We start from the raw sequence: 13,606 nt of genomic DNA, 5'->3' as shown, positions 1-13,606 counted from the left end.
TACCTTATTTTAGGGGAGTACCTTATCAATTCTATGGTGAGATGCTAGATACTATGTACCTAAACTATGGCTTAGTAATTTAGAAGCTGCCAGGCGCTACTTGAAAGCAAGGTAGGCCTTCCTCGCGCCACATACTTACCACTTTATTGCGATCGTCAAAAATAGCGGCTGGCTTTTCATGTTCTGCTAAAAGCCAGTTTCGCTTGAGAATATCATCTGGGGTGTAATCTTTATCCTCGCGCATGTGTTTGAGGAAGGACGCTTTGATGCCGTGTTTCTCCAACCATGCTTCAGTTTCGGTGCGGACTATATCCGATCTACCGGACCATATTTCTACGCGGTGGCCAGCAGTAACCAAGGCTTTAAAGGTAGCAATAACCGGATCGTTGGGCGCATCGTGGATGCAGGCGCGAAAGAAGGCGGGCCAGTTTTTCTTTTTACCTTCTACATAATGCCTGCGGTGTTCAATAAGGGCGAGGGTGCCATCTAAGTCAAAGATAAAAAACAATTACTCGCCCTTACTTAATATGTTTTAGTTAGCTGCAGCGTATGCTTCTACAGTGCGCCAAACACGAAGAAGGTTACCAGACAGGATTTTCTTGATGTTTTCTTCTGTGTAGCCGCGCTTTAGTAGGCCTTCGACCAAGTTTGGATAGGTAGAAACATCTTTGAGACCTTCTGGCAGGCTATCACCTACACCGTCATAATCAGAGCCAATACCTACATAATCAATGCCTGCGATTTCAACTACATGATCGATATGATCAAGTACATCATCAAGTGTGGCGAACGGATACGGATTGTCCTCGGCATACTTTTTATTGAATTCGGCCTGAAGGTCAGATGAAGCAGTCATACCGTTCTCTGATAGATATTTTGTGTATGCCTCAGTGCGCTTAGGGCCGTATTGATTGGCTTCCTCGGTGATGAAGGCGGATCCATAATTGATCATGATAACACTGCCGTTTGTAGTTAGCGCTTTGATCATCTCATCGTTCATGTTGCGCTCGAAGCCAGGCGTGAATTTCCGTGCTGAAGAATGTGAAGCAATTACAGGAGTTTTCGTAATCTCCATTACATCCCAAAATGCTTTGTCAGATACATGACTTATATCCACCATAATACCTAATTCATTCATGCGGTTTACTGCATCTTTACCAAAATCTGAAAGACCATCGTTTGGGCGGTTTACGTCATAAGAGCTATCCGAGATATGATTAGCTTTCGAATGAGCCAGTGTGATGTAACGAATGCCAAGTTCATAGAAATAATCTAGGTTATTCAGGTCTCCTGACACTGGAGAGCCGTTTTCCATACCGAGTGGCAGAGCAATTTTACCATCTTTGAAGGCCTGCTCTACATCGGCAACGGTTTTGGCAACAATATATTTTTCAGGGGCTTCTGACACCATGCGGTTCACGATTGCGATCATCTCAAGAGCATGTTCTTTGGCTTTTGGAGTACCGTCATGGGCTGCGGGTGTATAGATTGACATGAAAGGTGCGTTTAAGCCGCCTTCTACCGCCCGATTGTAGTCGAAATCTCCACCATGGGTGCTATAGGATACGTCTTCCCATTTTCTATCAAGGCGATAGGGCACATCAATATGTGTATCAATAACGATAGTTTCCAATGCGATCCGTTTGGCTTCTGTTTTTTGATTTTGTCCTGATGTCTCGCTTCCGCCACATGCGGCAAGTGCAAGCATTGAAACGCCTGCTACTAAGGCTTTCATAGTAAGCTCCCCCTAGAACTGAATTTGATTGCCTTTATCGCTACCTGATAAATGTGGCGCTCGCAAGACTTAGCAAAGAAAAAGCCGCCTTGGGGAGAGGCGGCTTAGGGCTAGGGAGTTAGGGAGGGGAATTAGTTTAGGCGACCATTGCGTTCAGCATCCACTGAGCTTTTTCATGTACTGTCAGGCGGTCTGTTAAGAGGCCAGCAGATACTTCATCACCAGCTTCAGCAGCTTGACCAATGATTGGGCGAATACGTTCTGCAAGTTGGTGGTGCGCCGCTGAAAGTGTTTTTACCATTGCTTCCGCTGCGGCATTTTCGTCGCCATCCGCGATATCACCAAGGCTTTGGAAAGCAGCAAGGCCCGCTGGTGCTTTTGAGCCAAGAGTTCTGATACGTTCTGCGATTTCATCAATGGCTGGCGCTAACTCAAGATACTGTTCTTCTGTTAGGGCATGAACCGGTTGGAATAGTGGGCCTACAACGTTCCAGTGCACATTCTGGGTTAAAACATAAAGCTGTACAGATTCTGCGAGAACTGGCTTTAGTGCATCTGCGATAATGTTGGTAGCGTTTGTCATATCAATTTCCTCGGCGTTGTTTCCTTGAAAATAAATATAGCCACTACCAACATATCTGTAAAATTACATATTTTTGTGAAATTAATCGTCTTACTCGATTAATTCATTTTGCTCTTGTTTCCAGATGTACCAGCTATAACCAAGTGGGAAGAAGGCCGCTGGCATGAGTACGGCGATAAGTACATAACTTAGATCCTTGGCAGATACTAAGAAGGATAGAGCGATAATGATAAGCCCGATAACTACATAGAGCTTACCTGCAAGGCGGTGGGTTTTCTTCCACACCGTTTCACTGGACAGGGTCCAAGGTGTTCTGATCCCGACAAAGAAGGTTGATTTCAATTTGCCCAGATAATTGCCCATTACAGCAAACATCAGGCCGATACCGCCTACCAGTGTATTGATGGTGATCGTCGCGTATCCAAAGGCTGCACTGATAATCATACCTTGAGCAATAAGAATAACGATTGAAACGCCAATAGTAATGGCCTGAAAGGCTTTGCCAGATTGTTCCAGATGCTCTCTTCTGGGCTCAAGCTGTTTCAGGAAGGAAAGAATTAGCAAAACAATGATGAAGGTGCCCGGTACACCGAGAAGAGCGCCAAGGGGGCTTGCTGTACGGTCAACTTCTCCATTGATGTTCCAGTGGACCGGAATTTCAATTGATGGATCTAGTTGGAAATAGCTATAGAGGCCTACAGCCAGTGTGATGATAGCAATTGCCCATGGCCATTTAAGTAATTTAAGCATTTTCTTTCCCCTCTTTGTTCTTTGAAAGCAGGCCAACGATAGATGTGAGTAAATCCTCCACCACGCTTGTGTTGAGGCTGTAGGTGATGGTGGTCCCGCTACGAGATGTGGAAACCAAGTCTGCGGCTTTCAGCACATTGAAATGGCCGGATAAGGTTGATTTTCCAACATCCAATTGGTCTGCAATTTCGCCCGCTGTCATGTCTTGGGCCTTTAGCATTTCCAGTATTTCCCTGCGAACAGGAGAGGAAAGTGCATTGAATACGTCTGACATATTGTATGCCTATAATTTGTTATTTCGCTAATAAACGAAATAATGAGCGTGGATCAAAATGTCAAGGATACGCTATTAATTAATTTTCAGAATGATGGCACCAAAGGCAATAATTATTGCAGCGAGGGTACGTCTTTTTGAAAAGGATTCTTTAAGGACAATCAATCCGATCAGGGTCGCAAATATGATGCTTGTTTCTCTAAGGGCGGCAACTTCGGCAATAGAGCCATGTCTATATGCAAGAAGGGCTAGTGCATAACCTGTATAAGCGATAATCATGACAGGCACCCCTATATGCCAGTTGGTAAGTGTGTCTTGGAATATTCTTATGCCTCTCGATTTAAGACCTGCGGCAATGAAGACAGGGGCAAAAATAACATTCGACCAAATAATGAAACTAAATGGGTTGTCGGCAGTTTTAACACCTATTGCATCAATTACTGAATAGCCTGCGATAAAAATTCCGGTGATTAGTGCAAGCATGGTGGCTTTGCGAGTTTCCGGGGTAAAGCGAAAACTGCCGGTTAGAAATATTCCTCCAACAATGATGGTGATGGCTAAATATTCTGGCAGCGTCAGTTTTTCGGCAAGCAGGAAGAAACTTATAAAAGCTACAAAAAGTGGTCCCGTACCGCGGGCAATTGGGTAAACATGCGTTAGGTCCCCTGCCTCAAGCGTTTTAAGGAGTGCTGCTTGATATCCTCCATGAAGGATGAGCGAGATGATTAACCAAAACCACAGTTCAGAAGTTGGGAAAGGTACAAAAAACGTTAGTGGGAGGCAGAGAATACCGCCTCCGGCGCACATCATAAAGGTGATGGAGAATTTGTCGGGTGTTGATTTAACCGCAGCACTCCACCCTGCATGAAACAGGGCAGAGATCAGGATTAATATAGTTGAAAAATGATCAGCCCAGAAATCTGAAGCCGCCATTTAATTTGAGACCGAACAGGTTGTTTGTACAAGAGTATCGGGAATGTTCTCCCAATTTTCTATCTGTTTAGCCTCTTCATGATATTTACTTAAAAAATCACAAGGGCCGGAAGTTATTAGTGAGCGTAGAACCTCTACGCCCAGTTTCTGTTTTAGGCGGTAGGTAATTACGGCGCCGGTAACTGCTCCCCATTTATCCCAAAAACGCCCTCCGGCTGTAGATGTCCACAGAAGCTCATCTTTCGTTTCTGTATCTTCGGCGTTTACCAGTTGATCGAATTTGTCGTGAAACTTAGTGAATAAAGCTTTTGTGCGTTCAGGCCAGTTATCATAAACGATTTTGGGCTCCAACCTGCGGCGTAGGGAGTAATAATGCCCAACCCCCTCATTAAGCATAATATAGCTTAGGTTTTTAAGGGAACTGGACGAACCTTCATAAACTTTTGCTGTTTCTTCATTTTGATTACGGTATCCCACATGCCAGAGTTCGTGGCGTAATAGATGCGGAAAGAAGTCAGCGGAAATCACGGGAAGGTTCATAAACAAATATTGTTTACCGTCGCTCGCAAAGCCAAACCCATCATAACGTGCGCCGCATACAATGCGGATGCTGAAATTTTCTGGTATGGCGTTAGGGCCTAGAAATTCAGTTGCTTCGGCAGATAGTGTTGCCAACTGCTTTTTCAGAGCGGGCAGTATATCAGAATAGTTCTGCAAGCGTTCGCGCTGTTGGCTGATTTGTTCATATGATATTTGGAAACGATCAGGCAGGCCTTCTTTCATCAGCACGTTGTTTGGATGTACCTCAAACTTTTCTCGAAGTTCTGCATTCGTTGGGTCATTTGCGAGCGCCAGACACTGCGAAAGCATTGAGGCGTCAAAATCGACGCCTCTTGCATTACCGGTTACTGCGATAATTGAGAACAATACCCCCAAAATATGTCTCATTATTTTTCCTTTAATTTAACTTTGAACAGGCAGTTTGAATTCGTGTGCATGCCTCAATAAGGGCTTCATTGGATGTTGCGTATGAAACTCGGAAGTGTGGGCTCAGGCCGAAGGCTTCACCGTGTACGGCAGCTACGCCGTAATCTTCGAGAATATAGGTTACGAAATCTTCGTCGGTTTCAATGGTCTTGCCGGATGGAGTTTTTTTGCCAATACAGCCAGCGATGGATGGATATACGTAGAAGGCACCTTCTGGTGTTGGGCATTCAATACCTTCCGCCTCATTGAGCATTTTAACAACCAGATCTCGACGTTCCTGGAAAACAGCAGCTCTATCTTTCAGGTAATCTTGTGGGCCCATAAGGGCTTCAACTGTTGCAGCCTGGCTGATTGAGCATGGGTTTGAAGTACTTTGTGATTGAACTTTTGCCATAGCCTTGATGAGAGCAGGGTCGCCAGCTGCGTATCCGATACGCCAGCCTGTCATCGCATATGCTTTTGCAACACCGTTCATTGTTAGTGTGCGGTGGGCCACTTCTGGTACAGCTGCAGCAAAGGTTGTGAACTCAAAGCCTTCATAAACAATATGTTCGTAGATATCATCGGCGAATACCCAAACATGTTCGTGGCGTTTAATAACTTCCCCAAGGGCTTTAATCTCTTCGGCTGTGTAAGCAGCGCCAGATGGGTTGGATGGTGAGTTAAAGATTAACCATTTGGTTTTTGGTGTAATGGCAGCTTCAAGGGCTTCTGGCGTCATCTTGAAGTTTGTATCAATCGATGTTTCCACAAACACCGGAGTGCCGCCTGCAAGAAGCGTCATGTCCGGGTAGCTTACCCAGTATGGTGTTGGAATAACAACTTCATCACCTGGGTTCAATGTTGCCATAAGGGTATTGTAAATTGTGTGTTTACCGCCGCTATTTACAGTGATCTGATTTGGTTCGAATGAAAGGCCATTTTCGCGCTTGAACTTCTCAATAATCGCAGCCTTAACAGCTGGTGTGCCGTCTACCTTCGTGTATTTCGTATCACCGGCCTTGATCGCCTCGATTGCAGCATCTTTGATGTTGTCTGGCGTATCGAAATCAGGTTCACCAGCGCCAAGGCCAATAACATCCTTGCCTGCAGCACGAAGTTCTGCAGCTTTCGCTGTTACAGCCATGGTTGGTGAAGGTTTAATGCGGTCTAGAGATTTAGACAAAAAAGACATTTTCAAGCGTCCCAAAAAAAGAATGGATATTGTGCCGCCACCATAGGCCCGTTGGTTCCTTCAGGCAATGCTTAGTTGGTAAGAAAAATGTATTTTATCTTGTGGGTTTGAAATATTATTTCGTTCGTTTAGGTGGGATTGGCACTCCGGTTGCTGTGGCCAGTGCAACCGGAATACCTGGAAGGAAGGTGGATAGGCTTCGGGAGGGTGAAGTCTACCCTTTGTATATCAGCAAAACCGGGGAGGGTTGGTTGCTGATATGATATTACCCAGGAAGGTAAAACCTGAATTTATCAGGTAGCCACTAAGAGTTTATGTGCCCATATATTCTCCTTAAAATGATGCTGACAGGCTCGCGATCACTCCCGCATCGCCCAAGTTCGAGCCCGAATTTGCTGTGTCGATATAACTTACGGATAGTGAGTATTTGCTGAAACTGTAAGAAAGGCCTAAAGACCAATCCCATTTTTCGTTACCAAATGCCCCATCTTCAAAGCCAAGGCTGGCTGAAGCGGAGAGTGAATTGGTGAGCGGGTAACTGGCATTGCCGTATATGTAGATATTATCGGTGCCGCCAATATTATCCTGATCAAACGCGTAAGCGGTCCCTAATGTCCAGCTGAGCTTGTCAGCGGACCCGCTTATGGAAGCGTATGTTTCGTAGTAATCAGTACCACCGGACGAGCCGGGATAGAGATAGGCGATGAAGCCAACGTTGTAGGATAAATTGCTGTTAATGTTACCCGCATACCCGCCATACAGGTCTAGCTCAAGTTCAGAACCATTGAAGCTTTCAATTGAGGAACCCCATGTACTCAAATAAAAGCCGCTTTCGTGGTTGAGGTTAAAGCCACCTTGAATGGCGAAATCTTTGTCGGAAAGGGAAAGGCCTCGGAAACGGTAATCACTTGTCAAAGTAGCGCTGCCTGAAAAGCTAAAAGGGGAAGAGGTATCTTGTGCGCCGGCTTCTACTGAGAATAGTGCGGTAGTAATAAATAAACTGGCGCTAAAAAAAGCGGCGCCTTTAAGTGAACGTTTCCTGATGGACATTTAGTTTCTCCGTTATTATTGCCTCTTTCTTTGCATGGGGTGTGCCAGTTTTTTTAAACAAATAAGCAATTGATATTAAAAGATAATTTTTAAATAGAGTAATTTCAGTGATTTAAAAGTGCATAAATAATAATCATTGATTAAATTACGAGCATTTAAGGTAATAAAGTTTTAAATGACACTTTCTGTCAGTAAGTGTGTCTGATATGCAGGCGCCTTTCTTGAAAACAAAAAGCGAACAAGGCACATTGTGGAAACGATTCTCTCTGTACCTGTTTGGAAAGCTTTATGTCGCAGCCTGTGAACCAGAATATTTTTGTTCCGCACCGTCCTGAACGCCCCGAAAAAACCGAAGGTGGCAGGCGGTTTGAGGTGGTTTCTGAGTTCACGCCTGCGGGTGATCAGCCCACAGCAATCGGTGAATTGGTAGATGGTATTAAAGAAGGGGAGCAGGATCAGGTGCTGCTTGGTGTAACTGGGTCAGGTAAAACCTTTACAGTTGCAAAGATTATTGAAGAAACTCAGCGCCCAGCACTTATTTTGGCCCCCAATAAAACACTGGCTGCACAGCTTTATGGGGAGTTTAAAAGCTTCTTCCCAAACAATGCTGTGGAATATTTCGTTTCTTACTATGATTATTATCAGCCAGAGGCCTATGTGCCGCGCACCGATACATTCGTAGAAAAAGAAGCTACGATTAATGAGCAGATTGACCGGATGCGCCACTCAGCGACGCGGGCAATCCTCGAGCGAGATGACGTGATCATCGTGGCATCAGTTTCCTGCATTTACGGTATTGGTTCGGTTGAAACCTATACCGCGATGACCTTTGGTATCAAAGCTGGTGATGAGATTGATAACCGTGATTTGCTGCGCCGTCTTGTAGCCATGCAGTATACCCGCAATGATGCGGCGTTCCAGCGGGGTACGTTCCGTGTACGTGGCGACACTATAGATATCTTCCCAAGTCACTATGAAGACAGAGCATGGCGCCTCATGATGTTTGGAGATGAGGTGGAGGAGATTGTTGAGTTTGACCCGCTCACTGGCGAGAAGATGCAGTCGCTAGAAGCAATTAAGATATACGCGAACAGCCACTATGTAACCCCGCGCCCAACCCTTGATCAGGCTATTAAGGGAATTAAGTCAGAGCTTAAAGAGCGATTGAAATATTATCAGGACCACGACCGTTTCCTTGAGGCCCAGCGGATTGATCAGCGAACCACCTTTGATCTGGAGATGATGGAAGCAACAGGCGCCTGTGCGGGTATTGAGAACTATAGCCGTTATTTAACAGGTCGTAATCCAGGTGATCCGCCACCAACGCTGTTTGAATATATCCCTGAAAATGCACTGCTGTTTGTGGATGAAAGCCATGTAGCTGTAGGACAGATCAATGGTATGAGCCGCGGAGATGCTAAACGAAAAGGCACACTTGCAGAATTTGGTTTCCGCTTACCGAGCTGTGTGGATAACCGACCGCTTAAGTTTGATGAGTGGGACGCGATGCGCCCGCAAACGGTTTATGTATCTGCGACACCGGGTGATTGGGAGCTTGAACGCACAGATGGCGTGTTCGCGGAGCAAGTTATTCGGCCTACTGGTCTGACCGACCCTGAAATTGACGTGCGTCCGGTGGAAAGTCAGGTGGATGACCTGATGCATGAAGCCCGCAAGATGGCGGAGAAAGGCCTGCGGGTACTGGCAACGACACTAACCAAACGCATGGCGGAAGATCTTACGGAATATCTCCATGAAAACGGTATCAAGGTGCGTTATATGCACTCTGATATTGATACGCTTGAGCGGATTGAAATTATTCGTGATCTTCGCCTTGGTGCTTTTGATGTACTCGTGGGGATTAATCTTCTGCGTGAGGGGCTGGATATTCCAGAATGTGGGCTTGTGGCTATCTTAGATGCAGACAAAGAAGGGTTCCTCCGTTCTGAACGATCGCTTGTTCAAACCATTGGTCGCGCGGCGCGGAACGCAGAGGGCCGTGTTATTCTGTATGCTGATAAGATCACAGGCTCGCTTGAAAAGGCGATTGCAGAGACCGAACGCAGGCGTAAGAAACAAACTGAATATAATATTGAGCACGGCATTACACCAACCACGGTGAAGAAGAATGTAGGCGATATTCTCGAACATGTTTCATCGGGCGATTACGTGACCGTGGATATTGGCGATGATGCCGAGCATTTGGTTGGCTCTAACCTTAAGAAGCATATCGAAACGCTTATGGCGAAAATGAAAGAGGCTGCTGAGAACCTTGAGTTTGAAGAAGCTGCACGTCTGCGGGATGAAGTGAAAAAACTTGAGGCTGGCGAGCTGGGCATTGGAACGTCTCACGGTAAGCCAAAAGGGCGCTCCTTGGGCGGCAAACCGGGAACACGTACCAAGAAAGCTAAAAGCCACCGGAAAATGTATTAGGGGGAATGCATGACACGCGATGAATTCGATGTTTTTTGCGCATCACTGAAAGCAACCACTAATGTAATCCAGTGGGGCGATAGTTCTGTCTGGAAAGTGGGCGGCAAGATATTTGCCATTGCTGGTATTTGGGGCGAGGGTGCGCATACCAAGGTAAGCTTCAAATGTAGTGAGCTCAGTTACCAGATACTCTGTGAATTGGAGGGCGTTGTACCAGCGCCGTATCTGGCCCGCGCTAAATGGGTGCAGGTGCAAGAAGAGGGCGCTCTGTCTGATGATGATATAAAAAGTTACATCGAAGATGCCCATGAGATTATTGCGGGTAAGCTTACTAAAAAGTTGCGGACAGAATTAGGGTTTTAGACATCCCTTTTGTTTCGGGTATCTGTGCGCCTTAAGAAGCGTCTTAAAAAAGCGGGAAGATGAGGTTCTGCTTTACGTAGTTTTTCATTGGTTTCGGGAAAGTTTTTACGTTTGCGTTTTACCCAGCGCAAAACAAGCGGATTTATACAGGCGATCGCAATGCCTACCACCATTAAGATCAGCCCCGTTGGTAGTGGTAGTGGGAATGTAATTGCGCCGACGATAAAAACCAAGCCACCCACGGGCAACGCAGCCCACCGAAGTAATTTCTTTATTGGTTGCCGTGTCACAAAAAGATCTTAGCCTTATATTCTTGAGTTAAGCACATACATATAAAAACCAATTGCCACAATTTTGTGAAACTATTGGGGCATTCTTATGCTTATATGGTTAGTATAGCCTGAGACTTCTTATCAATTTGCTGTTAATGAAAGTGAACGTTTAGATGGCCGATTTTTTTGATCATATTCTCGATAAACATGCGGATTTCATCGCACAGCAACCGATGTTTTTTACTGCTACTGCCTGTTCAGAGGGGCGCATTAATCTGAGCCCTAAGGGTATGGATAGTTTCCGTGTACTTACCCCTAATCTGGTGGGGTATCTGGATGTAACTGGTAGCGGTAATGAAACCAGTACCCATCTAAAACATGATGGGCGTATCACAATTATGTTCAATAGCTTTACTCGTAATCCCTTGATCTACCGCATATATGGGCGAGGTCGGGTCGCGCGGGTTGGTAGTGCTGAATATCAGACATACGCTTCCGAATTCCCGGAAATCCCTGGTGTACGGCAGATTGTTTTAATTGAAGTAGAAAGCGTTCAAACCAGTTGCGGTTACGGTGTGCCTGAAATGGAAGTGAAGGCTGAACGTCCGACAATGGTTCGGTGGGCTGAAAGCAAGGGTGAAGAAGGTGTCCTCGCCTATCAGCAGGAAAAGAATGTTGTATCCATAGATGGTTTGGATACTGGACTGAATGATTAGAATGAAGGTTTATTGTGCAGCAGCAGAGCAACATTGACCAGTTGGTAATGCTTAGATCAGGCCTTGATCCTAGTGATGCAGATTTACTGAAATCTGTGTTGGAAGGTGAGAGTATCCAGGCTTTTGTATCAGATAATGGTATGCGTGCAGCGGGGTACCGCTCGGTCGTAGATGTGATGGTTAAATCGACTGATCATGCTGAAGCTTCTAAGCTTCTTGAAAAGATCGTCACTATGCCCCGTTGTGCTATTCCTATAAGGCGTGATGATGACGGCGAAGAATATGCATGTAAACACTGTGGTTCTGTGCGCGTTCACCCTTTTGAAGGGGAAGTGCCAACCTTTATTCCCGGAATTAGGATAGCAGCAAAAAAAACGGACAAATGGTTTCACTGCTTACAGTGTGATAGCCATTACAGGGAAGAGCGTTCTCGTTTTTCTGGTATGCCGATTGCGTTTGCATGGGGTGGTGCACTCGGTGGCTTTTCCATTGCGCTCTATATGGTTATTGATTGGCTACGGTGGCTTTAGCTTATTCTTTAAGTAGCTTTACAAACACCTGTAGGTCATCCGGGATGTTGGTGATGTGTAATTCGCTTCCAACCTTGCGGGCTTGATCTTGCGCAAGTTTGAGCATGCCGACACCTGTTGAGTCCATCGACTGTAAATCTTTCAGAGAGATTGTGGTGTGGGGTGTATTGGGAGTAATGGCTTCCAGAACTTTTCGAAAACCAAGATGGTAATCGAATGTAAGGTCCCCCTCCAGATGGATGTGGGTTTCCTTGTCGATAGTCTCGACTTTAAAATCCATGATATTCCCCCGCTTCATGCTCAAATAGCGCTACTATTTGCGCGAAGAGTTGAACAGAAGCGGGGATAAGAATCAATCTTTAGGTTTGTAAATAATCGTAAAAGATTAATAACTCAATTCTGTGAAGAGCTTAGCCGTGTTGCCCTGCCAATCACCTTCCAACATATCTTTGATGTTGTCGGCAGGTGTTTTGCCAGAATCGGCGCTATCCCAGAGTGATTTGAGGAAACCTTGCTCGGTTTCACCGCTGGTGGAGAAGCGAGCACGGTTCTTAAGACCAAGGTCTGAAATTTTCAAAACTTCCTTAGCTAGATCTTGGAACGTGCGTCCATTTACTTCAGTTTGCAGGCCATGCTGTGGTGCATTATCGCGCATAGCCGCCATTTCTTCGATAGACCAATTTTTAACAAGATCCCATGCAGCCGATTGTGCTTCTCTATCATACAGAAGGCCAACCCAGAATGCAGGGAGAGCACACAGGCGAGACCATGGACCGCCATCAGCGCCGCGCATCTCAAGGAATGTCTTAAGGCGTACTTCTGGGAACAGGGTAGTCATGTGATCTTCAAAATCTTCCATAGTTGGAAGCTCACCGGGCAGAGCAGGAAGCTCACCTTTCATGAAATCACGGAAAGATTGGCCTGCTGCATTAATATATTTATCGCCGCGGCGTACGAAATACATAGGCGTATCAAGTAGGTGATCTGCCCAGCGCTCAAAGCCCATGCCGTCTTCAAAAACAAATGGCAGCATGCCGCAGCGGTCAGGGTCGGTGTCTGTCCACACGTGGCTGCGAAGGCTCTTGAAGCCGTTCAGTTTGCCTTCTTTCATAGGGGAGTTGGCAAACAGCGCTGTTGCAAGCGGCTGTAAAGCCAGGCTGATACGGAACTTTTCGATCATGTCTGCTTCGCTAGCGAAATCAAGGTTCACCTGTACCGTGCATGTGCGTAGCATCATATCCAAGCCCATGGTACCAACCGTTGGCATATAAGCACGCATAATGTCATACCGTGCTTTTGGCATTACCGGGATTTCTTCACGCTTCAGGGTGGGGTGAAAACCCAGTCCGAGGAAGCCAATGTTTAGTTTTTCGCCAATCTCTTGTGTGCACTTCAAATGAGAAGATGTTTCGTTGCAGGTTTGGTGAATAGTTTCAAGCGGAGCGCCTGACAGCTCAAATTGTCCGCCGGGTTCCAATGTGATTGATGCGCCATCTTTCTTGGCAGCAATTAGGTAACCATTTTCTTCGTAGGGTGCCCAGCCATGGTCAATAAAGGCCTGAATAACATCTTTGATGCCCGGTTTATCGCCTTGTGCTTCATAAGCAAGGGGGCTGTTATCCGGGCGATAAAAGATAAACTTCTCATGTTCTGAACCAATCCGCCATGTGGACCGATCAGGCTTTGAACCTGTTTCCAGATACTCAACAAGATCAGCTTTCGCCGTGATAACTTTCTGTGAAGAAGACATAAATAAATGGTTCCCTAAAACCTTAAGCAAGTCCAGAATTTAGGTGCTGGATAGCG

16 protein-coding genes are annotated in these 13,606 nt (G+C 45.8%); 4 read left to right on the top strand and 12 right to left on the bottom strand.

The genetic code is table 11. The annotated features are described in order from the left end of the window. Nucleotides 1–79: 79 nt before the first annotated feature. The 9 genes from MF542_RS05340 to MF542_RS05300 form a co-directional block, all read right to left on the bottom strand. Nucleotides 80–508: a phosphatase domain-containing protein gene (locus tag MF542_RS05340; protein WP_247016715.1), complete on the bottom strand. Its 429-nt coding sequence runs from the start codon at nucleotides 506–508 to the stop codon at nucleotides 80–82. A 24-nt stretch (nucleotides 509–532) separates the two neighbouring features. After that, complete coding sequence (locus MF542_RS05335) at nucleotides 533–1,735, bottom strand: dipeptidase (protein ID WP_247016713.1); 1,203 nt, start codon at nucleotides 1,733–1,735, stop codon at nucleotides 533–535. A 136-nt stretch (nucleotides 1,736–1,871) separates the two neighbouring features. Continuing rightward, nucleotides 1,872–2,318, bottom strand: a complete 447-nt coding sequence (locus MF542_RS05330; protein ID WP_247016711.1) for a Dps family protein — start codon at nucleotides 2,316–2,318, stop codon at nucleotides 1,872–1,874. 90 nt (nucleotides 2,319–2,408) lie between these two features. After that, nucleotides 2,409–3,068 (bottom strand): SdpI family protein, encoded by a 660-nt coding sequence (locus MF542_RS05325; protein ID WP_247016709.1) that lies wholly within the window; start codon nucleotides 3,066–3,068, stop codon nucleotides 2,409–2,411. Then, a complete protein-coding gene (locus MF542_RS05320) occupies nucleotides 3,061–3,342 on the bottom strand; it encodes an autorepressor SdpR family transcription factor (RefSeq protein WP_247016707.1) in 282 nt (93 codons plus the stop codon). Before MF542_RS05320 ends, MF542_RS05325 begins: the two co-directional genes overlap by 8 nt. Before the next feature lie 75 nt (nucleotides 3,343–3,417). Continuing rightward, nucleotides 3,418–4,275: a DMT family transporter gene (locus MF542_RS05315; protein WP_247016706.1), complete on the bottom strand. Its 858-nt coding sequence runs from the start codon at nucleotides 4,273–4,275 to the stop codon at nucleotides 3,418–3,420. Further along, nucleotides 4,276–5,223, bottom strand: coding sequence for a DUF5700 domain-containing putative Zn-dependent protease (locus MF542_RS05310; RefSeq protein ID WP_247016704.1), 948 nt, complete (start codon nucleotides 5,221–5,223; stop codon nucleotides 4,276–4,278). Between the two features lie 10 nt (nucleotides 5,224–5,233). Then, nucleotides 5,234–6,436, bottom strand: a complete 1,203-nt coding sequence (locus MF542_RS05305) for a pyridoxal phosphate-dependent aminotransferase (protein WP_247016702.1) — start codon at nucleotides 6,434–6,436, stop codon at nucleotides 5,234–5,236. Between the two features lie 333 nt (nucleotides 6,437–6,769). Continuing rightward, a complete protein-coding gene (locus tag MF542_RS05300; protein ID WP_247016700.1) occupies nucleotides 6,770–7,486 on the bottom strand; it encodes a TorF family putative porin in 717 nt (238 codons plus the stop codon). 288 nt (nucleotides 7,487–7,774) lie between these two features. Between MF542_RS05300 and uvrB the strand changes: the two genes are divergently transcribed. Then, nucleotides 7,775–9,919 carry an excinuclease ABC subunit UvrB gene (gene uvrB / locus MF542_RS05295; RefSeq protein WP_247016698.1) on the top strand — a complete coding sequence of 715 codons (2,145 nt, stop codon included), beginning with the start codon at nucleotides 7,775–7,777 and terminating at the stop codon, nucleotides 9,917–9,919. Nucleotides 9,920–9,928: 9 nt separating this feature from the next. After that, a complete protein-coding gene (locus tag MF542_RS05290) occupies nucleotides 9,929–10,282 on the top strand; it encodes an MmcQ/YjbR family DNA-binding protein (RefSeq protein ID WP_247016696.1) in 354 nt (117 codons plus the stop codon). Here the strand turns inward: MF542_RS05290 and MF542_RS05285 are convergent. Further along, nucleotides 10,279–10,572 (bottom strand): hypothetical protein, encoded by a 294-nt coding sequence (locus MF542_RS05285; RefSeq protein WP_247016694.1) that lies wholly within the window; start codon nucleotides 10,570–10,572, stop codon nucleotides 10,279–10,281. The two genes, MF542_RS05290 and MF542_RS05285, sit on opposite strands and share 4 nt — an antisense overlap. 155 nt (nucleotides 10,573–10,727) lie before the next feature. Between MF542_RS05285 and MF542_RS05280 the strand changes: the two genes are divergently transcribed. Further along, nucleotides 10,728–11,270 carry a pyridoxamine 5'-phosphate oxidase family protein gene (locus MF542_RS05280; protein ID WP_247016692.1) on the top strand — a complete coding sequence of 181 codons (543 nt, stop codon included), beginning with the start codon at nucleotides 10,728–10,730 and terminating at the stop codon, nucleotides 11,268–11,270. Nucleotides 11,271–11,284: 14 nt separating this feature from the next. Continuing rightward, entirely contained in the window at nucleotides 11,285–11,800 is a 516-nt protein-coding gene (locus tag MF542_RS05275) for a putative signal transducing protein (RefSeq protein WP_247016690.1), read from the top strand. Between the two features lies 1 nt (nucleotide 11,801). Here the strand turns inward: MF542_RS05275 and MF542_RS05270 are convergent, their stop codons facing one another. Together MF542_RS05270 and MF542_RS05265 are read right to left on the bottom strand one after the other, a co-directional pair. Continuing rightward, nucleotides 11,802–12,080 carry an STAS domain-containing protein gene (locus MF542_RS05270; RefSeq protein WP_247016689.1) on the bottom strand — a complete coding sequence of 93 codons (279 nt, stop codon included), beginning with the start codon at nucleotides 12,078–12,080 and terminating at the stop codon, nucleotides 11,802–11,804. Between the two features lie 105 nt (nucleotides 12,081–12,185). Continuing rightward, nucleotides 12,186–13,550: a glutamate--cysteine ligase gene (locus tag MF542_RS05265; protein WP_247016687.1), complete on the bottom strand. Its 1,365-nt coding sequence runs from the start codon at nucleotides 13,548–13,550 to the stop codon at nucleotides 12,186–12,188. Nucleotides 13,551–13,606: the final 56 nt, after the last annotated feature.

Origin of the sequence: Kordiimonas laminariae, assembly GCF_023008165.1 — a bacterium.
Classification (GTDB): Bacteria; Pseudomonadota; Alphaproteobacteria; order Sphingomonadales; family Kordiimonadaceae; genus Kordiimonas; species Kordiimonas laminariae.
This window is presented reverse-complemented; position numbering and strand designations above follow the sequence as displayed.

Bases quoted from the DNA above. Each gene is read 5' to 3' on its own strand.
- MF542_RS05305 (WP_247016702.1), bottom strand. From the start codon at position 6,436: ATGTCTTTTTTGTCTAAATCTCTAGACCGCATTAAACCTTCACCAACC.
- MF542_RS05335 (WP_247016713.1), bottom strand. From the start codon at position 1,735: ATGAAAGCCTTAGTAGCAGGCGTTTCAATGCTTGCACTTGCCGCATGT.
- MF542_RS05325 (WP_247016709.1), bottom strand. From the start codon at position 3,068: ATGCTTAAATTACTTAAATGGCCATGGGCAATTGCTATCATCACACTG.
- MF542_RS05310 (WP_247016704.1), bottom strand. From the start codon at position 5,223: ATGAGACATATTTTGGGGGTATTGTTCTCAATTATCGCAGTAACCGGT.
- uvrB (WP_247016698.1), top strand. From the start codon at position 7,775: ATGTCGCAGCCTGTGAACCAGAATATTTTTGTTCCGCACCGTCCTGAA.
- MF542_RS05330 (WP_247016711.1), bottom strand. From the start codon at position 2,318: ATGACAAACGCTACCAACATTATCGCAGATGCACTAAAGCCAGTTCTC.
- MF542_RS05270 (WP_247016689.1), bottom strand. From the start codon at position 12,080: ATGGATTTTAAAGTCGAGACTATCGACAAGGAAACCCACATCCATCTG.
- MF542_RS05315 (WP_247016706.1), bottom strand. From the start codon at position 4,275: ATGGCGGCTTCAGATTTCTGGGCTGATCATTTTTCAACTATATTAATC.
- MF542_RS05280 (WP_247016692.1), top strand. From the start codon at position 10,728: ATGGCCGATTTTTTTGATCATATTCTCGATAAACATGCGGATTTCATC.
- MF542_RS05290 (WP_247016696.1), top strand. From the start codon at position 9,929: ATGACACGCGATGAATTCGATGTTTTTTGCGCATCACTGAAAGCAACC.
- MF542_RS05300 (WP_247016700.1), bottom strand. From the start codon at position 7,486: ATGTCCATCAGGAAACGTTCACTTAAAGGCGCCGCTTTTTTTAGCGCC.
- MF542_RS05265 (WP_247016687.1), bottom strand. From the start codon at position 13,550: ATGTCTTCTTCACAGAAAGTTATCACGGCGAAAGCTGATCTTGTTGAG.
- MF542_RS05320 (WP_247016707.1), bottom strand. From the start codon at position 3,342: ATGTCAGACGTATTCAATGCACTTTCCTCTCCTGTTCGCAGGGAAATA.